Source organism: Anabaena azotica SJ-1 (assembly GCF_047275885.1).
GTDB lineage: Bacteria > Cyanobacteriota > Cyanobacteriia > Cyanobacteriales > Nostocaceae > Trichormus_B > Trichormus_B azotica_A.
The window spans coordinates 4,189,200-4,206,870 of record NZ_CP178454.1; the positions used below are offsets into that span (position 1 = coordinate 4,189,200).

Sequence of the window (17,671 nt, forward strand, 5' to 3'; positions counted from 1 at the left end):
AATCATCCGCGTTTATTTGCGTACATCTGCGTTCTAATTAATGCACTAACTCAATAGCCCGCTTAGTCAACGCTTCCGCAGTCAACCCATTAAAAGCCATCAACTCACCGGCACTTGCGGTAGTTTCCCCACGCTTCCAGGCGAAAGAATCACGTTTTGAATTACTGCGTAACATGATCGGTTCTAACATCGCCGCAGCGCCACCTGTCACACCAATTAAGGCATCTCCACCAAACAATTGCTCAAAATCGGCATCACTTAAAAAACCGTTATCTGGTTCAGAACAAGTATCCCAAGCAGTATCATGAGGACGATATAAACGGCGGGGATTGATAATAGAAACAATCTTCACACCAATACCTTCAGTCTCTAAAAAAGCCGCCGCTTCAAACACAGGAATTAAAGTCAAATCGCCAATGACAGCAAATACAACAGTCTTCCCACCAGCCACTTCATGTAATAACACCGCACCATCAATTAAGCCTTTTTCAGTTTGGGCAAAGGTGCTACGAATTGGCAAAGGAGACTTACTAGCAGTAATGACAATGCCCTTATTTTTTGTTTGCAAAGCCCAGTCATAACAGACTTGAATACTGTTAGCATCTGGGGGAAATAATGGGAAGACATTTCCGGTTCTCATCAACGAAGCAAAATAAGCTTCAATTTCTGGTCTTTGGTGTGTCCAACCGTTGCGTCCTTGTTCTAAAGCCCCGGCTGTAAATAATGTAATGGTCGAGGGAGTTTGACGGCGTAATTCTGCCATTGCTTGGGTGACAGTTTGCCAAATTGGTAATCCATTGATGGCAAAAGATTCGTAAGAACACCACAATGATCTCGCCCCCATTAAGGATAAACCAGCGGCTAATCCTGCACAAGCATCTTCGCTCAAAGGTTCGTAAACTTGACCTCCTGGGGCTTGATTATATAAATCATCGGTGGTGGGGTGATTGATTTTTAAAGCTTGGTTAATGTTAGCAATTCCTGAAGCTTCGTTTCCGTCAGCATTAGTCACGAGGAAATTTTTATCCTTATTTCCGACTATTCCCACTAACCTACCCATTGCGGTGGTGGCAACTTTTGGTTCTCCCCCAACTGCATATTCTTCTAATGGTAATTCCCCTAAATCTGCTAAGGGTAGTTCAAATTCTGTCACTGCTGTTTTAGCAGCGGGTCCACCTCCAGCACGTTCGGCATTTGTCCGCACTGTTTCCCATGCTGCGGCTGATAATGCCCGTTTTTGTAAGGCGGTAGCAATATGGGGCGCGTCTAATGTATCTTTAGGATAGAGGTTGTGTGATTTTGCACCCAAGGCGTGAACCCCTGCACCTTTGAGTTGTTTGATAATAAATACTGTCAATTTACCGCTAAGTGCTGAACGTGCGGCTTTATCCATTCCTACTAATACCGCTTTGGTAAATTCTAGGCGGTTGGCAAAGGAAAATGCGGTACTATCTACATATTCACCGGCTTGATTTTGGTCGTCAAAATCTTTAGCATTTACTAACACGACTTCGGCAAAACCGTTACCTTGCCAGTAGGCTATCATCTCTGCGTTGGTTTTCAGAGATACCATGCTGTGGTGTTCTTGGCTGTAACCGTTCCACACTAACACGGGTAAGAAGTTGGTGACGGTGGGGTAAGCGGTGTTGAAATGCGCCATTGAACTCATGATATAGGGTTCACCCAGTCCCCCGTCTCCCACGGTGAAGGGGAAGAGTTTGTCACGGTGCAAGAGTGCTGCGGCCATGGCAAAATGTTGTCCTTGTCCCAGGGGTCCAGCCGGTGCGAGAATACCGGGAATGTAGCCGGAAAGGTGTCCTAATAATCCATGCTTTTCTCGAAAGCGATCGCGCAATTGTTGTACTGTAGAAATGCCCATGTCTTCTAAAGACCGATCTAAAAACATGGCACTATAGAAACCAGGGGCGTGATGTCCGACTTCGGTGATAATGTTTTTATGTCCCAGCATGACCAAAGCTGCATAAGCTTCCGCTTGGCTGGCAAAACCGCCGGGATGTCCAGAAGCCTTACTACCAGTGATTTGTAGAGTTAGATAGCGCAGGGCATCAGCCGCGAGTAGAGTTTGGTATACTGCATTTGTATCGGTAGGATTGTCTATAGCTACTTTACCAGATGCGATCGCCGGTGTTGTCCCATAAGTCTCAAAATTTGGCAGTGCTTCCCCAAAATATTGTATCCCTTCACAAAAATTTGGAATTGCGGAAGATGCCTTTGTCGTAGTAGCTGTCATGCTGAGTACCTTAATAAAATCGGAAAAAACTGGAGATGGTTATTTAATGTAACCAAAATTTTACAACTTTCAGGTTGTAACAGTAGATTCCTTTTTTCCCACATCAGGATAAGTAATTTAAATACTCAACCCAGAAAAACTAAAGATTTTCAGTTAACGTAAGATTTAAGAATAAAAACTGACATCTACCAAAAAATTTTTATGCCTCAACCAAAAGGACCCACAACCCCAACCAACTTGCAAATTCTCCGCTGGGTATTTAGTCCCATGCCCTACATGGAGGAATGCGTCAAAAATCACGGGGATATCTTCACTCTCAAGCTAAACCCCAATTTACCACCGATAGTATTTGTCCATACACCAGAAGCAATGCAGGAGGTTTTAAACAATGACACCAAAGAATTAGAAGCACCAGGAGATTTGAATGAACCCTTTAAATATTTACTGGGTAATAATTCCATGATATTACTCAGTGGCGCACAACACCAGCGTCAACGCCAATTAATTATGCCACCTTTGCATGGCGAAAGAATGCGGAATTATGCTGACGTAATTAACGATATCACTGAGAAAGTCATCAATAAACAGCCTCTAAATCAAACCTTCAACGTGCGAACTGTCAGCCAAGATATTACCCTACGGGTGATGATGCAAGCTGTATTTGGACTATATGAAGGAGAACGTGCCGAAAAATTACAGCAAACACTGTGTGAAATTTTAGAGACAGGTAGCCAGGTTTGGAGAGTAGCCTTACTCTATTTCCCCGGTCTACAAAATGTGATTGGTATTTCTCAATTGTGGAAAAAACAGCAACAGCGCCAAAATCAAGCCGACCAACTCATATATGCAGAAATTCAGGAACGACGCGAAAATCCTGACCCTTCCCGCACAGATATTCTCAGCTTACTCATGGCCGCAAGGGATGAAGCTGGTGAACCTATGAGTGATGTAGAATTACGTGATGAATTAATGACCTTATTAGTAGCAGGTCATGAAACCACAGCCACTGCGATCGCTTGGGCTTTATATTGGATTCATAAACTACCAGAAGTACGGCAAAAATTACTAGCAGAACTAGATAGCTTAGGAGAAAATCCAGACTCCAGCGCCATCTTTAAATCGCCCTATTTAACTGCTGTTTGTAATGAAACATTGCGAATTTATCCAGTAGGAATGTTGACCTTACCCCGCAGGGTAAAAACTCCCATTTCCTTGTGTGGTTATGACCTCGAACCAGGTACAGTTATCTATGGTTCAATTTATCTCACCCACCATCGAGAAGATATTTATCCCAACCCCAAACAATTTAACCCAGAACGCTTTATAGAAAAACAATTTTCACCATATCAATTTATTCCTTTTGGTGCTGGTGCAAGACGTTGTATTGGTCTAGCATTTGCTCAATTTGAAATGAAATTAGCATTAGCTAAAATACTTCAAGGTTGGGAAATGGAACTAGCAGATACTCGTGAAGTTAAACCAAAACGCCGTGGTTTGGTGACAGGTCAAGATAAACCTATTCAAATGATTTATCTGGGTCGTCGTCAGCAACAATCTCGAACTTTAGAAACAATCACAGTGTAATTTTCGTGGGGTTAAGAGTCGGTATAAACCAATTTTTAACCCCCGCAAATGATTAAACTACTAAATAGACATCTATTCCCGAAAAATCAACCGCAAAAAGCTTGTTGTCGTAAAAATTCGGGGGTATGTAATATTCACTGAATAAGCTATTTAACTCATCATAAAACATATTGAAAGAGAAAGCCGCTAAACCACTACTCCATAAAGGAATAACAGTATTACCTCCTGACGTTGACTCCATTTCTTCTAAAGTCAGTTTCTGAAAAAGCCTATTGACTTTAACAGAATGTAATTCAGCATTCATGATTGCAGCCATTGTCGTAATTTACCAATCCAGAAATGAGCAGGTATAAAAATTTATGAGAGGTAAAATCTGTGATAAAAAACCCTAAAAAAATTTTTTACCCTCAACTAACTAAAAATTTCGTAATGTCAGTGCCAGAATACAAATAATTAATTACCAAGAATTTATGACAACGTATATTGACCTGGAATAGTCTACAGTGGCGACCTTATTATCACGGATGCCACTATCTACACCTTTAACATCACCAGTCCCTGTATTCTCCACGTTTCCAGTATTACCCGATATAAAATAATTATTGACGCTTCCACCACTACCACCAGATACAGTCTCTGTTTCAACCACAGATAGCTCACGAAAAAGGCTTTTTGCATTATATTTTAAGTCTGCAATTACTATTTTCTTCATTGTTTTATCCTCTAAATTAGGAATTAATTCCATTCAAATGTTTTTGCATAACTAGATTTAAAATAATCCAAAGTTCCGATAGATATAAAGCTTTATGCACATGATCATAGGACATAAATACGAGCATTTTGTCTAAAAATGTAATTCGTATATTTTAAAATTACTAAATTCAAATAGTAGAAAATTCACATATTAAAAATATTTTTAGATATTATGTCAGAACCTAAACCACACAATTTTGTCTGAAATTTTTACCTTTATAGATTGAGATTACCAAATTACATTAATACAAAATTGCGATATCATAAGGTTTGATGCATACTCTTTTCAGACATAAATCCAAAGATTTTGTCTAGAAACTTAATGCTTTGATAGTAATTCTGAGGATAGATTCCCATGCTGATATCTTATTTACAGCAGAATATGGCTAGGGGTCAGGAGTCAGGAGGAAGAATTAGAAGAAAAGAAGAATAGTCTTGAACCAGATCCAGTGATAGGTTTTTAGTAGTTTCAACGCTTATTCCTTGCACCTGATTCACCTTTTTAACCTTCCAACTCTTGATATATCTAAGTTTTAGCTTTATTAAGCAAGCCTTACATATCATTCCAACACCCGGTTGTCAATGAGTACATTTTTCATATATTGCTATATAGTAAGCATAAAGTTTTATGAAGCGAGGGCTAGGAATGTACATTGTACAGATTGCCTCAGAATGCGCTCCTGTGATTAAAGCCGGAGGGTTAGGGGATGTTGTTTACGGACTCAGCAGGGAATTAGAAGGTCGGGGAAATACAGTCGAACTGATATTACCGATGTATGATTGTATGCGATACGACCATATTTGGGGGCTGCATGATGCCTACCTCAACCTGTGGGTACCCTGGTATGGTGGCGCAGTTCACTGTTCTGTATACTGCGGTTGGGTACATGGTCGAGTGTGTTTCTTCATTCAACCCCACAGTCAGGACAACTTCTTTAATAGAGGTTGTTACTATGGTTGTGATGATGACAACATGAGGTTTGCATTCTTTAGCAAAGCAGCTTTAGAATTTTTACTGCAAAGCAATAAAAAACCAGACATCATCCATTGTCACGACTGGCAAACCGGTTTAATTCCTGTCATGTTGTATGAAATTTATAAATATCATGGCATGGAATATCAAAGAGTTTGTTACACCATTCACAACTTTAAACATCAAGGTATGGGAGGTGTAGAAACTCTAGAAGCAACCAATTTAAATCGACCAGATTATTACTTCCAATACGATAAACTGCGCGATAACTTTAACCCCTTTGCTATCAACTTTATGAAAGCAGGGATTAATTACTCTAACGCAGTCACCACAGTTTCACCTAACCACGCCATAGAAGCCCAAACCAGTGAAGTTGGTTGCGGTTTAGGTCATACATTGCATTTACAAAAAGAGAAATTCACTGGAGTTCTCAACGGGATCGATTATGATTTTTGGAATCCCGAAATTGACCGTTACATTCCCCATAAATACAATTGGGATGATTTTGAACAAAAAGCATATAACAAAAAAGCTTTGAGAGAAAGACTGATGTTAGGTCATGGTGATAAACCCATCGTGGCGTATATCGGTCGATTAGATAATCAAAAAGGCGTACATCTTGTCCATCATGCCATGTATTATGCCTTGAATAAAGGAGCGCAGTTTGTATTACTTGGTTCGGCGACAGAACCAGCAATAAACGCTCATTTTCAACATGAAAAACAATTTTTAAACAGTAACCCAGATGTCCATTTAGAACTGGGTTTTAATGAAGAATTATCCCACCTCATTTATGCTGGTGCAGACATGATTGTTGTTCCCAGTAATTATGAACCTTGTGGGTTAACTCAAATGATTGGTTTAAAATACGGAACAGTACCCATTGTGCGTGGTGTGGGGGGATTAGTAAATACAGTTTTTGACCGAGATTACGATCAAAATTTACCGCCAGAAAAACGTAATGGTTATGTATTTTATGACATGGATAACCAAGCACTAGAATCAGCAATGGGACGCGCTATTGATTTATGGTATCAGCAACCTGAACAGTTCCAAAAACTAGCAATTCAGGGTATGCAATATGACTATTCTTGGAATATTCCCGGAGCAGAATACTTGGAGATTTACAACTGGATTAAACATAACTGGTAAATCAATACTACTTGGTTAAGAATCGAAAAGTTTTAGTTGGTTTGGAGAAAGATTTTTTATTCCCTTTTTTCCTCTTTCTCTTACTGTCTTAACCGACAAGTATTGTTAGGGGTTTAGCAATGCTAAACCCTCTATTAATTCACAAACAAACTATTTCCACCTATCTCACAGAAAAAGCTTCACTAAATCTGCGAGTAATTGGTTCAACAATAAAGGTCAGAATTGATTTTTTCCGAGTAACAATTTCTGCATTTGCAGCCATACCAGGCGTAAATTCTACTTCTTGTCCTCGGACATTCATGGAGTGTTGATTCAATTTAATTCTAGTGGGAAAAATTAAACCCAATTCTTTATCAACAACTGCATTAGGACTAATTTGTAAAACTTCACCATCAACAACTCCAAATTCTTGAAAAGGAAAAGTCGCTAATTTGACTTTTGCTTTCATATTCTGACGAATAAAACCGATATCCCGGTTAAGGACTTTTACCTCTAAAAGCATTTCTTCACCTTCTGGGACAATTGATAGTAATTCTTCACCAGATTGAATGGGACCTTTAGTAGCTTTAATTTTGTAAATTGTTCCCGCTACAGGTGCTTTAATGGTTTCTCCATCTTTTTGCTTTTTCGCTTGTTCTAATTGACCTGCAACATTGGTTAATTCTTCTTTGCGTTTGTTGATTTGGGTCAAAATTTCACTTTGGCGTTCTGATGCTAAACGTAAACCTTGATTACGTGCTGCTTGATAAGCCTGTTCTGCTTGGCGAATTTCTTGGTTTTGAGCAGCAATATCTTTTTCTAAAGATGTAACTTTATCTTTTGCTTCTGTCAGCCTATTTTTGGTATTAGTTACTTCATCTGAGCTTCTAATAATATCTGTATTAGCACGATTTAATCTTTCCTGTGATTCTAAATAATCAACTCTGGGAACTGCACCTGGATTTAATAAAATGCGAAGATTTTTTTCTCTTTCTTGAGCAATGGTTACATTATTTTCAACTTTAGCACGGATACCTTCAACATTAACTAAATTAGTTTGAGCATTAGTAAAGCTAGTTTTGGCGTTGGCTAAATTTTCCTGTAAGCGCGTTAAACGAATTTTGGCTTGATTGATAATTGAAAGTTGACGTTGTGCTTCTGCTTCTGCTGCTGCTTGTTTAGCTTTATAGTCTAATAAACGAGAGTTTAAAAGTTCATCTTGTAATTTTGTTCCCGCATTTTTTCCACCAGTCCGTTCTGCTTGTAAACGTTGTAAATCTTCTTCAATTAATTTACTAGCTTTAGCCAATCGGTTAACATCGGTTTGTTGTAAATTGGGATCACGTTCAATTAAAACTTGATCTTTGGTCACGCGATCGCCCTCTTTCACTTTCACTGCTACAATATATCCATTACCCAAAGATGTCACTGGCCTGACTTGAGAAGAAGCAATTAATTCTCCTGGTGCGGTCGCTACTTCATCAATTTCGGAAAAATGCGCCCAGGAAATTGCGCCAAATATAATCATGCTAATTGTTCCCGCTAATAATCTTGTATAAAGCGGTGGTAATTCCTGTACAGCCTTACCTAATTCATAAGATAACTGTTCCTCTGGTTTTGCGAATCTCTCTTTTGTTTGACGTGCTTGAACAGCATTTGCAGCGAGGGAATATTTCATAATTAGATTGGTAATTGGTAATTGGTAATTGGTAAGAAAACTTTAGATTTTAGAGCGGATGACTTAAAAATCCAAAATCCAAAATCCAAAATTTGCTCACCAATCACCAAATTTAAATTGCTAAATAACGGCGAAAAAAGTTTTCTAAAGTTTCCAATTGAAAGTTATAAATCCTTTCTAAATTGGCAATTTCTTCTGATGTACAGAAAAATTCATTAGCTAGTAAAGTGCGAAAAGTTCCTAAAGTTGTTTGCGCTGAGGAGTTGAATAAACCCAATGCACCCCGGAAGCTATCAACGGCGAATAAGGGAACATTAATGATTATTGGTTCTTTGTTAAAGATGCGACTAAAAATTTTAGGAATGTCCTCACGCAATAAAATTTCTGGGCCTCCTACAGGTAAGATTTGATTACAAGCATCGGCAACGGTCAAAGAATCTACAACTATCTTGGCTAAATCATCGGTACTAACAATAGATGTGCGATTTTTTGAATCACCTATGAGCAGATACAAACCCGTTTCTCGAAACCGTTCCGCCAGTGGTAGCAGGTTTGATGCTAATCCAGATGGGCGTAAAATAGTGTAATCTAAGCCACTACTTTGCAGATATCTTTCTACTGCTCGTTTGGCTTTGAACACGGGTGCATCTTCATATTCTCTTTGGACACCTAAAACAGATATGAAAACAAAATGTTCAACACCCTGGACTTTAGCCTGATCAATGAGTTCAATATTAGCGCGATAATCTAAAGATAGAGCATCATTATTAGAACCGTGGGCGCTAATGATATATTTTACGCCTTGACAAGCTTTCTGAATATCCTGTTCTCGTCGCAAATCACCAATGAAGATGTCTGAACCCCGGTGTTCTAACTCGCTGTAATGGGAAGTGAGACGAACAAAAGACCGCACAGACTGCTGTTGTTGGCACAGTAACCGCACGACTCGGCGGCCAATATCTCCAGTGGCTCCAGTGACTAGAATCATAACGTTTGGATTTGAGTATGGGGCTGTTTCTGTAGTTAAGTGTAATCATTATTTGGAAATCAGCAAATTCCTAAAAACCGAAGTTATACTATTTTGCATACCATGGAAATGTTGGGGTTAAACAAAACTGATGCAGATACCAGAAACAAACCCAAAGACCACAATATCTATATTCAGCCTCAATGAGTAATAATCGTCAACAGGATGATAGGCTTAAGCCATCGAATATATTAGAATCATTAAAAAGAGGATTTAGTTATGCAACTAGAAGATTACTTCAACTTTCTAGCAGCGAATGATATTCGCCTTAAAGGTACACGCATTGGAATTGAGACTATTCTTTACGAGTATATTTATCGCGCTCGTACTCCAGAAGAAATTTCTCAAACTTATACATCACTAAGTTTAGAGCAAGTCTACGCGACGATTTTGTATTATCTTCACAATCAAGAAGCTATCACTAAGTATCTTGCAGACTGGTTAGAATGGGGACAGCAACAGCGTAAACTGCAAGCAATTAATCCTCCACCTGTAGCGGCTAGACTACAACAACTCAGAGACACATTAGAGGGACAAAAAAAGGTTCATGATGCTCAAGTATCTCATGGATGAAAATGTAAATCCTATGTATGCAAATCAACTACGGCGACAAGAACCGGAGTTAGTAATTATGGCAGTAGGCGAACCGAATACTCCCATTCAAGGTACATTAGATCCTGAAATTCTTTGTTGGTGTGAGGAAAATGATTTTATTTTAGTCACTAACAATCGTAGATCCATGCCTGTACATTTAGGAGAGCATATTGAGCTAGGGCGAAAAATGCCCGGTATATTTATTCTTAATCCCAATTTAAGTATTGGTAGGAATATTGATGAATTGATTTTGATTGCTAAAGGTTCTTTTCAGGATGAATATCAAAATCAGATCATTCACTTACCATTAACAAAAAGTAGGTATACTGACTAAACTAATAATCTAATAAGATCAATCCTCAAGAGCGATCGCTTTAATCAAGATAATCAAATAATTATGCTTGATGTACAATAATTTTAAGTTTCATTAATTTACCATTTTTAAATAGTAATCATAAATATTATATCAGGTTTTAAGCTGTGCGATCGCTCTCTGCTTGATCAAATGCGATCGCTTTACCTTGACCCAACTAAAACTCCACAATCACTGGTGTATGGTCGCTAGGCTGTTCCAACTTCCTTGGTGCAACATCAATAATACAACTTTGAGCGCGATCGCACAAAATTGGTGTTAAATAATGATGGTCTATTCTCCATCCCATATTCCTTCTAAAAGCCGCAGTCCGATAATCCCACCAGCTATAATTTCCCCCTTCATTATTAAACTTACGAAAAGCATCCGCAAAACCCAGTGAAAGAATATCTCTTAAAGCTTGGCGTTCTGGTTCAGATGCCATAATGTGATTTTCTATCTTCACTTTGTCATGAATATCTATATCTTCCAAAGCAATATTAAAATCACCACACATAGAAATAGCCGGGTTTGATAACAACAGCACCTGCAAATATTTCCGCAACACCGTTAACCAACCAAGTTTATATTCATATTTCTCACTTCCCACCGCCGAACCATTGGGAACGTAAAGATTTACAATCCTCACTCCATCAATAACACCAGTAATGACCCGCTTCTGCTCGTCCCATTGTGGCTCTAAATCTGGCAAAACTGCACAGAAACCCATACTCACATCTTCCAGAGGTTGACGGCTAATCAGCGCAACGCCGTTATAAGCTTTCTGACCGTAAATATAAGGATGATAGCCTACATTTTCAAAGGAAATTAGGGGAAAATCCTTATCGACAACCTTAGTTTCCTGCAAACACAGGACATCAACAGGATTTTCACTTAACCAATAGATGACTTGTTCTAAGCGTGTACGAATTGAATTGACATTCCAAGTAGCGATTTTCATGAGTTACTTATCAGTATGACGACAAATTAAGAAATCTAAAAACTGTAAATTTTTTGTAATCATTTTTTATTGTTAATTTTTTTATTTGCGCTGCCATTCACCCCAAAATAAGCTATAACTAATTGATCCCTTAACTGAATTCGTATTCACCAATACAAAATAGTGAAAATTGTAAGTTAAACTACAGAATATTTTAATTGATTATGATCCCCAAGATAGATGATAATACTAAATGTCCACTTGTAATTTAGAAGGGACGTTAATTATTAACTATTACTGATCCTCTGACATTACATTTGTTAGTGACTTGATAGTAGAGTTAACCGAAATTACAGTTTACACTTTTGGAACTTAAAAAAGTTAATTTAAATTTCCAAAGAGTAAGTACAAATGTTTTGTCCTCATAAAATGATCTCAGGATTAGTAAGAGCTTATGTCAACCCAATCAATCAAGAAGCAGAAAAATCAGCAGTAAAACCTGACTATTGTCAGGCATAGCATCCAAGTTTCTATCACCAAGCAGAGTAGTTGGTAAATAAACCAACACATCCAGCCGATTTTAATCAAATTTTTTTGTCTGACATTACAACAACAAACTTTTTTAGGAGGACATTGGTATGAGTCATAGAGCGAACACTTGCCCATGCTGCGGTGGTTCAATTCTGCGTCATGTTCGTCATGGTGAACTATATTGGTTTTGCCTGTCGTGCCGACAAGAAGTACCGCTATTAACCATCAGTCGCTTATCGAATAATTTAGAAACCCGTAACACAGGAGTAGTTACTTCATCTGTGGTTACTTCTGTAGATTAATATATAGTCCAGATAGGTTAAAATATAAAGTGTAAACCTTCTGGAATCTATAGGTATTGGCCAAACCCAGATCCAAATAGACTTTCAACTCTGTCACCTGTTATGGTGCTGACTGTTCTGAATATCAGCAGAGTGGGATACAACAAATGCATATTTATTAAAGGCAAGCATCAGACTACAAGATGACGCTTGCTCTTTGGTTTAAATAATTAATTGGTTAGTATTTATACTGATAACTAAATATAGCTGTAGCCAGGATAATTAGGACATGATTAATCCTTGAAACGTAGATATAACAAGGCTTTTTCTCCTGCCTCCTGCCTCCTGCCTCCTGCCTTCTGCCTCCTGCCTCCTGCTATAACTGTCAACTTCATCTGTATCCAGATATGATAGAAAAGTAGATAAAACTTAAAGAATATTTATCAAATGCTGATTCACTCCTCTGGCTTGTCCAAGGTCAAAGACTCAGTAATCAAAAAAATTCTCTTGGGTAATGAACCTAAGCCAGAATTAATGGCGATTCTTGTAGTCTACTTTGTCCAAGGCATATTAGGGTTAGCGCGTCTAGCCGTCAGTTTCTTCCTCAAAGATGAATTGCATCTGAGTCCAGTTGAGGTATCAGCACTATTGGGCATAGTTGCCCTACCGTGGATGATTAAGCCATTATTTGGCTTTATTTCCGATGGATTGCCAATCTTTGGCTACCGTCGTCGTCCCTATCTAATATTATCTGGAATCCTGGGGGCTACTGCTTGGGTGAGCTTGTCTACCTTAGCTTATAGTCCCTGGACGGCAACAATTGCGATCGCACTATCTTCCCTCTCCGCCGCTTTCAATGATGTAATAGCTGACTCCCTAGTTGTAGAAAGTGCCAGAGTAGAATCCCAAGCACAAGTAGGCTCTCTTCAATCCCTTTGTTGGGGTACAACAGCCCTTGGTGGTTTAATTACAGCCTATTTTAGCGGGTTACTTTTAGAATATTTCACCACTCGCACAGTATTTTTGGTGACTGCAATATTTCCGCTAATTATCTCACTAGTAGCTTGGTTTATTAATGAAAAACCACTTAACAAAGAGATCCAACAACAACCTGATCAAACTCATCCCCTCACCATCAAAACTCAAATAAAACAATTAGGTCAAGCCTTCACCCAAAAAGCAATTTGGATACCCACAGCATTTATATTTATCTGGCAATCTACCCCTAGTGGAGAAGCAGCTTTTTTCTACTTTTTCACCAACGAACTCCACTTTCAACCAGAATTTTTAGGCAGAGTACATTTAGTCACCAGTTTAGCCTCATTAATTGGTATTTGGATTTTTCAACGCTTTCTTAAAAGTGTTCCTTTTCGCATTATTTGTGGTTGGAGTATTGTCATTTCAGCAGCATTGAGAATGACAATGTTAATGTTAGTCACACATACAAATAGAGCATTAGGAATAGATGATCACTGGTTTAGTTTAGGTGATAGCTTAATTCTGGCAATCATGGGACAAATTGCATTTATGCCCATCATGGTATTAGCAGCAAGAATTTGCCCCCTGGGAATAGAAGCAACATTATTTGCACTCTTAATGTCAATATTTAATTTAGGAGGAGCTATTTCTAGAGAGTTTGGAGCCTTAATTATGCACTGGTTAGGAATTACAGATACTAACTTCAATTTACTCTGGCTGTTAGTGATAATTACTAATTCAATAGCTCTTGTACCCCTGATATTTATTAATTGGCTACCAGAGGAAGAAGAAAACGAAATTACAACATTTGCAACTAATTCAGTTAATAATTGAATTGAACGCACATAAAAACACACCCTAACTTATTGCGTTTATATTTCTGGCATGATAATTTAATAAACCAAAAGATGCCTATTTCCAGGAAATCAAAATCTTCTGGCTTGGGCTGCATTGAACTGAATTATACTGAGTCGAAATCGCCCTGATCATGCAAATTAGAATTTCCAAACATTACAACCAAGAGAACTCTAAATCATTTTCAAAAATATGCAGACATTAGAAAATCAACCAAACCAAATTTCACCAAAATCCTATACTCTTGAAGATTGGCAAAAAGGATATGAATCTCTCAAACAAGAAAATGATTATTGGATTGATGAAATAGAAGGTGAAATACCCTTAGAACTAGAAGGAACACTATTTAGGAATGGTCCCGGTTTATTAGACATTGATGGACAACGCTTTCATCATCCTTTTGATGGTGACGGGATGATTAGCCGCATTACATTTACTAATGGCCGCGCTCATTTTCGTAACCGATTTGTCGAAACAGAAGGTTATCTAGCAGAAAAAAAAGCTGGAAAAATACTTTATCGGGGAGTATTTGGTACACAAAAACCTGGAGGTTGGTTAGCTAACGCCTTTAATTTCAAAATCAAACACATCGCTAATACAAACGTTATTTATTGGGGTGGTAAACTTTTAGCATTATGGGAAGCAGCAGAACCTTATTTACTAAATCCACACACGCTAGAAACATTAGGAAATGAATATTTCAATGGTGTTTTATCCACAGGTGAAGCCTTTAGCGCCCATCCTCGTATTGATCCCAATGGTAAATTAGTTAACTTTGCCATTAAACCAGGCCTATCAACCACAATTACTATTTTTGAATTGAATACGAACGGAGAAATTATCAGCAAACAAAATTATAGCGTTCCTGGTTTTTGCTTCATTCATGATTTTGTCATTACCGAAAACTACTGTATCTTCTTCCAAAATCCTGTTAGTTTTAATCCCATACCCTTTGCTTTAGGAATAGCCAGCGCCGGACAATGTATTAAAGTTCAAAAAAATCAACCCACAAAAATCATACTTATTCCGCGCACAAATAGCCACGCTTATAAAGATGGGGTAAAAGTTTTAGAAACTAAAGCAGGTTTTATATTCCATCATGTCAATGCTTTTGAAATCGGCAATGAAATTATCATTGATTCTATTTGCTATGAATCATTAACAGAAGTTGAACCAAATAGCGATTATCGACAAACCAACTTTGAAGCTAATGCACCAGGACAAATATGGCGTTTTAATCTCAATTTACAAGAAAATCAAGTGCAAAACAAGCTAATAGATAACCGTGCTTGTGAGTTTCCTACTATTCACCCAAATAATGTAGGTAAACCCTACCGTTATTTATATACTGCTTCTGCTCATCAAGCAACAGAAAATGCACCTTTACAAGCAATTTTAAAACTTGATTTAGAGTCAGGAAAACAAGAAATATGGAGTGCAGCACCACGCGGTTTTACAGGTGAACCTATTTTTATTCCTCGTCCAAACTCTCAGTCAGAAGATGATGGTTGGGTAATAGCTTTAGTTTATGATGCAGAACATCATCGTTCAGATGTAATCATTTTGGATGCTCAAAATTTTCAAAAAGGTGCAGTTGCAAAACTACATCTAAAACACCATATTCCTTATGGGTTACATGGGAGTTTTACCCCAGAAATATTCCTTTAATTCATGTAGGTTGGGTTAAGCGACAGCGCAACCCAACGCGCAAAAATTTTTAATCCTTGTCAATAGAATGGAAAATCACCTTTAAACCATCACGGGGTTGAGGAGTTGGTATCATTGCTAAATCTAAATTTTGCCCAGCTACAAGTTCCCATTCATAACCACGCAATAGCAAAGCAGCAAATATTTTCATCTCCAATTTAGCAAATTCTTTACCTATACATTCTCTCATCCCACCCCCAAAAGTCGCATAACTAAAAGGCTTAGATTTATCCTCAGCCCTATCTATACCAAACCTTTGTGGATCAAAACTTTTCGCGTCTTTATAAATAGTTTCATCCTGATGGGTTTTACCTATTTGATACAGCACAGACCAACCTTCAGGAATACAATAGCCATTAAATTCACAAGTTTGAATTACAGAACGAAAACCACCACCAACAGGAGGAATAACTCGTAAAACTTCCTTGAGGATTTGGTCTAGGTAAGTCATTTGTTGCAGATGTTCAGATGTTAGCGCACCAGTACAACTTATTTGTTGTTGTTCCTTTCTCGCTGCTGCTAAAATTTCCGGGTTTTGTGCTAACAGTAAACAAAAAGAAGACAATGCAGAAGTTAAAGTTTCATGTCCAGCAAACAATAAAGTAAGAATTTGGTCTTTGAGTTCTTCTATACTCAAACTATTACCATCTTCATCCTTTGCATTTAATAGTAAGCCCAAAGCATCTTGTTCAGAAATGGGTTGTTGTTGACGTTGGAGAATAATCTTTTCAATTTTGGCTAATAACTGATCTCGACATTTTAAAGCTTTACCAAACTTAGTCCAAGGTAACCGAATGGGAAGAGTAAATAAACCAAGACACCATTCCTCAAATAATTCAGCGAAATGATGATCATTAGTAGCATCTGTTCCTACTAATAATTTACAAGCCACATCAAAGGTATATTTTCTTAATTCAGGATACCAAGTTAATTGACCTAGATTTGTCCATTTATGTAAGTAGCTATTAGTTATTTCTACCATTGATGGTAAATAATTAGCTAAAGCCCTGGGTTGAAATGCTTGAGATAATAATTTGCGTCTTTTTTGATGAATGCTACCTATTTGTGTTGCTAAAGAAGCAGTCCCCAGTAAAACAGAAACACTCTCAGGCCATTTAATTGTGAAATTCTGATTTTCACTGCTAAATACAAAGCGATTTGCTTCTGCTCCTATCATCATAATTGTCGGCGAGCCAAATATATTAGTTTTAAAAATGTTTCCAAATTTATTTTGTCGTTTGGTCGCAAAATCTGGATCACTTAAAAAGCTAATTGTTTCCCCAATTACAGGTAAGCCTAAGTTTCCAGGTGGTAAAGGTAATTGATTTTGTGATTTTGTTGCTTGGTTTATCATAATTAGATTAAGTCTGGTGAAATGCTTATCTTATCTGTTTGGGCTGATAATTAGTAATGATTAATTTCTTTAGTTTATCCTATTAATCTGTCTAATTTTTTGTAAACATCATCATCATTGCGTTTACCGACTAAAATAACTTCTACTAAATCTTGCTCTGGAAAGTATCTATAAACAATTCGATATTCACCACTATAAACTCGATAAAAATCCTTATAACCCGATAGTTGCTTACTATCATTTGGTAAAGGTTCAACATTCAAACCTAATACCTTTTTTGCTATTTGCGCCGCTATTTTCGGCTGTAAACCATTGAGGAAATCTAGAACAGTTGCTAACCCATCAAGCCGCGCCATTTGCTAAATGCTCCAGCGCCGATGTAAAAGCTTCTGTACCAACCATTTTTGACTGACTCAAAGTAGTTTGAGCAGTTTGAGCTAACAGCATATCCTCTAATTCTTGCAGTCTAGTAAGTAATTTTTGATAGCTATCTGCGGAAATAATTACGTGACTTGGACGTGATTGTTTAGTAAGTAAAACTGGTTCAACAGCAGCTTTATCAAAAACTTCACCGTGTTTATTACGCACATCTGTCAGAGTATATTTCTGCATAATATGACTAATTTAGACATTTTGACTATATTTTAGCATATTTGACTTAGACAACCCACAAAAATAAATT

General features: G+C 37.7%; 16 protein-coding genes. 7 read left to right on the top strand and 9 right to left on the bottom strand.

What is annotated here, in order from left to right:
• Positions 1-37 precede the first annotated feature (37 nt).
• Positions 38-2,251, bottom strand: coding sequence for a phosphoketolase (locus ACLLO5_RS18395; protein ID WP_413171921.1), 2,214 nt, complete (start codon positions 2,249-2,251; stop codon positions 38-40).
• A gap of 201 nt (positions 2,252-2,452) precedes the next feature.
• Here ACLLO5_RS18395 and ACLLO5_RS18400 point away from each other — a divergent pair, with 201 nt between their 5' ends.
• On the top strand, positions 2,453-3,835 hold the full coding sequence (locus ACLLO5_RS18400) for a cytochrome P450 (RefSeq protein ID WP_413171922.1): 1,383 nt from the start codon (positions 2,453-2,455) through the stop codon (positions 3,833-3,835).
• 52 nt (positions 3,836-3,887) lie between these two features.
• Here the strand turns inward: ACLLO5_RS18400 and ACLLO5_RS18405 are convergent, their stop codons facing one another.
• Positions 3,888-4,151, bottom strand: a complete 264-nt coding sequence (locus ACLLO5_RS18405; protein ID WP_413171923.1) for a hypothetical protein — start codon at positions 4,149-4,151, stop codon at positions 3,888-3,890.
• A 141-nt stretch (positions 4,152-4,292) separates the two neighbouring features.
• The gene (locus tag ACLLO5_RS18410; RefSeq protein WP_413171924.1) at positions 4,293-4,580 is read right to left on the bottom strand and encodes a hypothetical protein; all 288 of its coding nucleotides are present in this window, start codon (positions 4,578-4,580) and stop codon (positions 4,293-4,295) included.
• Between the two features lie 654 nt (positions 4,581-5,234).
• Between ACLLO5_RS18410 and glgA the strand changes: the two genes are divergently transcribed.
• A complete protein-coding gene (glgA, locus tag ACLLO5_RS18415) occupies positions 5,235-6,713 on the top strand; it encodes a glycogen synthase GlgA (protein ID WP_413171925.1) in 1,479 nt (492 codons plus the stop codon).
• 160 nt (positions 6,714-6,873) lie between these two features.
• On the opposite strand, the gene ACLLO5_RS18420 is transcribed toward glgA, so the two are convergent.
• Positions 6,874-8,370 carry an HlyD family efflux transporter periplasmic adaptor subunit gene (locus ACLLO5_RS18420; RefSeq protein WP_413171926.1) on the bottom strand — a complete coding sequence of 499 codons (1,497 nt, stop codon included), beginning with the start codon at positions 8,368-8,370 and terminating at the stop codon, positions 6,874-6,876.
• Between the two features lie 112 nt (positions 8,371-8,482).
• Positions 8,483-9,358, bottom strand: coding sequence for an SDR family oxidoreductase (locus tag ACLLO5_RS18425; protein WP_413171927.1), 876 nt, complete (start codon positions 9,356-9,358; stop codon positions 8,483-8,485).
• Between the two features lie 258 nt (positions 9,359-9,616).
• Between ACLLO5_RS18425 and ACLLO5_RS18430 the strand changes: the two genes are divergently transcribed.
• Entirely contained in the window at positions 9,617-9,970 is a 354-nt protein-coding gene (locus ACLLO5_RS18430; protein ID WP_413171928.1) for a DUF433 domain-containing protein, read from the top strand.
• Entirely contained in the window at positions 9,963-10,325 is a 363-nt protein-coding gene (locus tag ACLLO5_RS18435) for a DUF5615 family PIN-like protein (RefSeq protein WP_413171929.1), read from the top strand. Before ACLLO5_RS18430 ends, ACLLO5_RS18435 begins: the two co-directional genes overlap by 8 nt.
• 196 nt (positions 10,326-10,521) lie before the next feature.
• On the opposite strand, the gene xth is transcribed toward ACLLO5_RS18435, so the two are convergent.
• Positions 10,522-11,304, bottom strand: coding sequence for an exodeoxyribonuclease III (gene xth, locus ACLLO5_RS18440; RefSeq protein ID WP_413171930.1), 783 nt, complete (start codon positions 11,302-11,304; stop codon positions 10,522-10,524).
• A 617-nt stretch (positions 11,305-11,921) separates the two neighbouring features.
• Here xth and ACLLO5_RS18445 point away from each other — a divergent pair.
• From ACLLO5_RS18445 to ACLLO5_RS18455, 3 genes are all read left to right on the top strand, one after another.
• Positions 11,922-12,116, top strand: a complete 195-nt coding sequence (locus ACLLO5_RS18445; RefSeq protein WP_413171931.1) for a hypothetical protein — start codon at positions 11,922-11,924, stop codon at positions 12,114-12,116.
• 426 nt (positions 12,117-12,542) lie between these two features.
• Positions 12,543-13,907: a folate/biopterin family MFS transporter gene (locus ACLLO5_RS18450; RefSeq protein ID WP_413171932.1), complete on the top strand. Its 1,365-nt coding sequence runs from the start codon at positions 12,543-12,545 to the stop codon at positions 13,905-13,907.
• 213 nt (positions 13,908-14,120) lie between these two features.
• The gene (locus tag ACLLO5_RS18455) at positions 14,121-15,596 is read left to right on the top strand and encodes a carotenoid oxygenase family protein (RefSeq protein ID WP_413171933.1); all 1,476 of its coding nucleotides are present in this window, start codon (positions 14,121-14,123) and stop codon (positions 15,594-15,596) included.
• Positions 15,597-15,645: 49 nt separating this feature from the next.
• Here ACLLO5_RS18455 and ACLLO5_RS18460 read toward each other — a convergent pair whose 3' ends face one another.
• From ACLLO5_RS18460 to ACLLO5_RS18470, 3 genes are all read right to left on the bottom strand, one after another.
• A complete protein-coding gene (locus ACLLO5_RS18460) occupies positions 15,646-16,989 on the bottom strand; it encodes a cytochrome P450 (RefSeq protein ID WP_413171934.1) in 1,344 nt (447 codons plus the stop codon).
• 74 nt (positions 16,990-17,063) lie between these two features.
• A complete protein-coding gene (locus ACLLO5_RS18465; protein WP_413171936.1) occupies positions 17,064-17,345 on the bottom strand; it encodes a type II toxin-antitoxin system RelE family toxin in 282 nt (93 codons plus the stop codon).
• Positions 17,332-17,601 carry a type II toxin-antitoxin system Phd/YefM family antitoxin gene (locus ACLLO5_RS18470; RefSeq protein ID WP_413171937.1) on the bottom strand — a complete coding sequence of 90 codons (270 nt, stop codon included), beginning with the start codon at positions 17,599-17,601 and terminating at the stop codon, positions 17,332-17,334. Before ACLLO5_RS18470 ends, ACLLO5_RS18465 begins: the two co-directional genes overlap by 14 nt.
• Between the last annotated feature and the right edge of the window lie 70 nt (positions 17,602-17,671).

Bases quoted from the DNA above. Each gene is read 5' to 3' on its own strand.
- ACLLO5_RS18395 (WP_413171921.1), bottom strand. From the start codon at position 2,251: ATGACAGCTACTACGACAAAGGCATCTTCCGCAATTCCAAATTTTTGT.
- ACLLO5_RS18400 (WP_413171922.1), top strand. From the start codon at position 2,453: ATGCCTCAACCAAAAGGACCCACAACCCCAACCAACTTGCAAATTCTC.
- ACLLO5_RS18405 (WP_413171923.1), bottom strand. From the start codon at position 4,151: ATGGCTGCAATCATGAATGCTGAATTACATTCTGTTAAAGTCAATAGG.
- ACLLO5_RS18410 (WP_413171924.1), bottom strand. From the start codon at position 4,580: ATGGAATTAATTCCTAATTTAGAGGATAAAACAATGAAGAAAATAGTA.
- glgA (WP_413171925.1), top strand. From the start codon at position 5,235: ATGTACATTGTACAGATTGCCTCAGAATGCGCTCCTGTGATTAAAGCC.
- ACLLO5_RS18420 (WP_413171926.1), bottom strand. From the start codon at position 8,370: ATGAAATATTCCCTCGCTGCAAATGCTGTTCAAGCACGTCAAACAAAA.
- ACLLO5_RS18425 (WP_413171927.1), bottom strand. From the start codon at position 9,358: ATGATTCTAGTCACTGGAGCCACTGGAGATATTGGCCGCCGAGTCGTG.
- ACLLO5_RS18430 (WP_413171928.1), top strand. From the start codon at position 9,617: ATGCAACTAGAAGATTACTTCAACTTTCTAGCAGCGAATGATATTCGC.
- ACLLO5_RS18435 (WP_413171929.1), top strand. From the start codon at position 9,963: ATGGATGAAAATGTAAATCCTATGTATGCAAATCAACTACGGCGACAA.
- xth (WP_413171930.1), bottom strand. From the start codon at position 11,304: ATGAAAATCGCTACTTGGAATGTCAATTCAATTCGTACACGCTTAGAA.
- ACLLO5_RS18445 (WP_413171931.1), top strand. From the start codon at position 11,922: ATGAGTCATAGAGCGAACACTTGCCCATGCTGCGGTGGTTCAATTCTG.
- ACLLO5_RS18450 (WP_413171932.1), top strand. From the start codon at position 12,543: ATGCTGATTCACTCCTCTGGCTTGTCCAAGGTCAAAGACTCAGTAATC.
- ACLLO5_RS18455 (WP_413171933.1), top strand. From the start codon at position 14,121: ATGCAGACATTAGAAAATCAACCAAACCAAATTTCACCAAAATCCTAT.
- ACLLO5_RS18460 (WP_413171934.1), bottom strand. From the start codon at position 16,989: ATGATAAACCAAGCAACAAAATCACAAAATCAATTACCTTTACCACCT.
- ACLLO5_RS18465 (WP_413171936.1), bottom strand. From the start codon at position 17,345: ATGGCGCGGCTTGATGGGTTAGCAACTGTTCTAGATTTCCTCAATGGT.
- ACLLO5_RS18470 (WP_413171937.1), bottom strand. From the start codon at position 17,601: ATGCAGAAATATACTCTGACAGATGTGCGTAATAAACACGGTGAAGTT.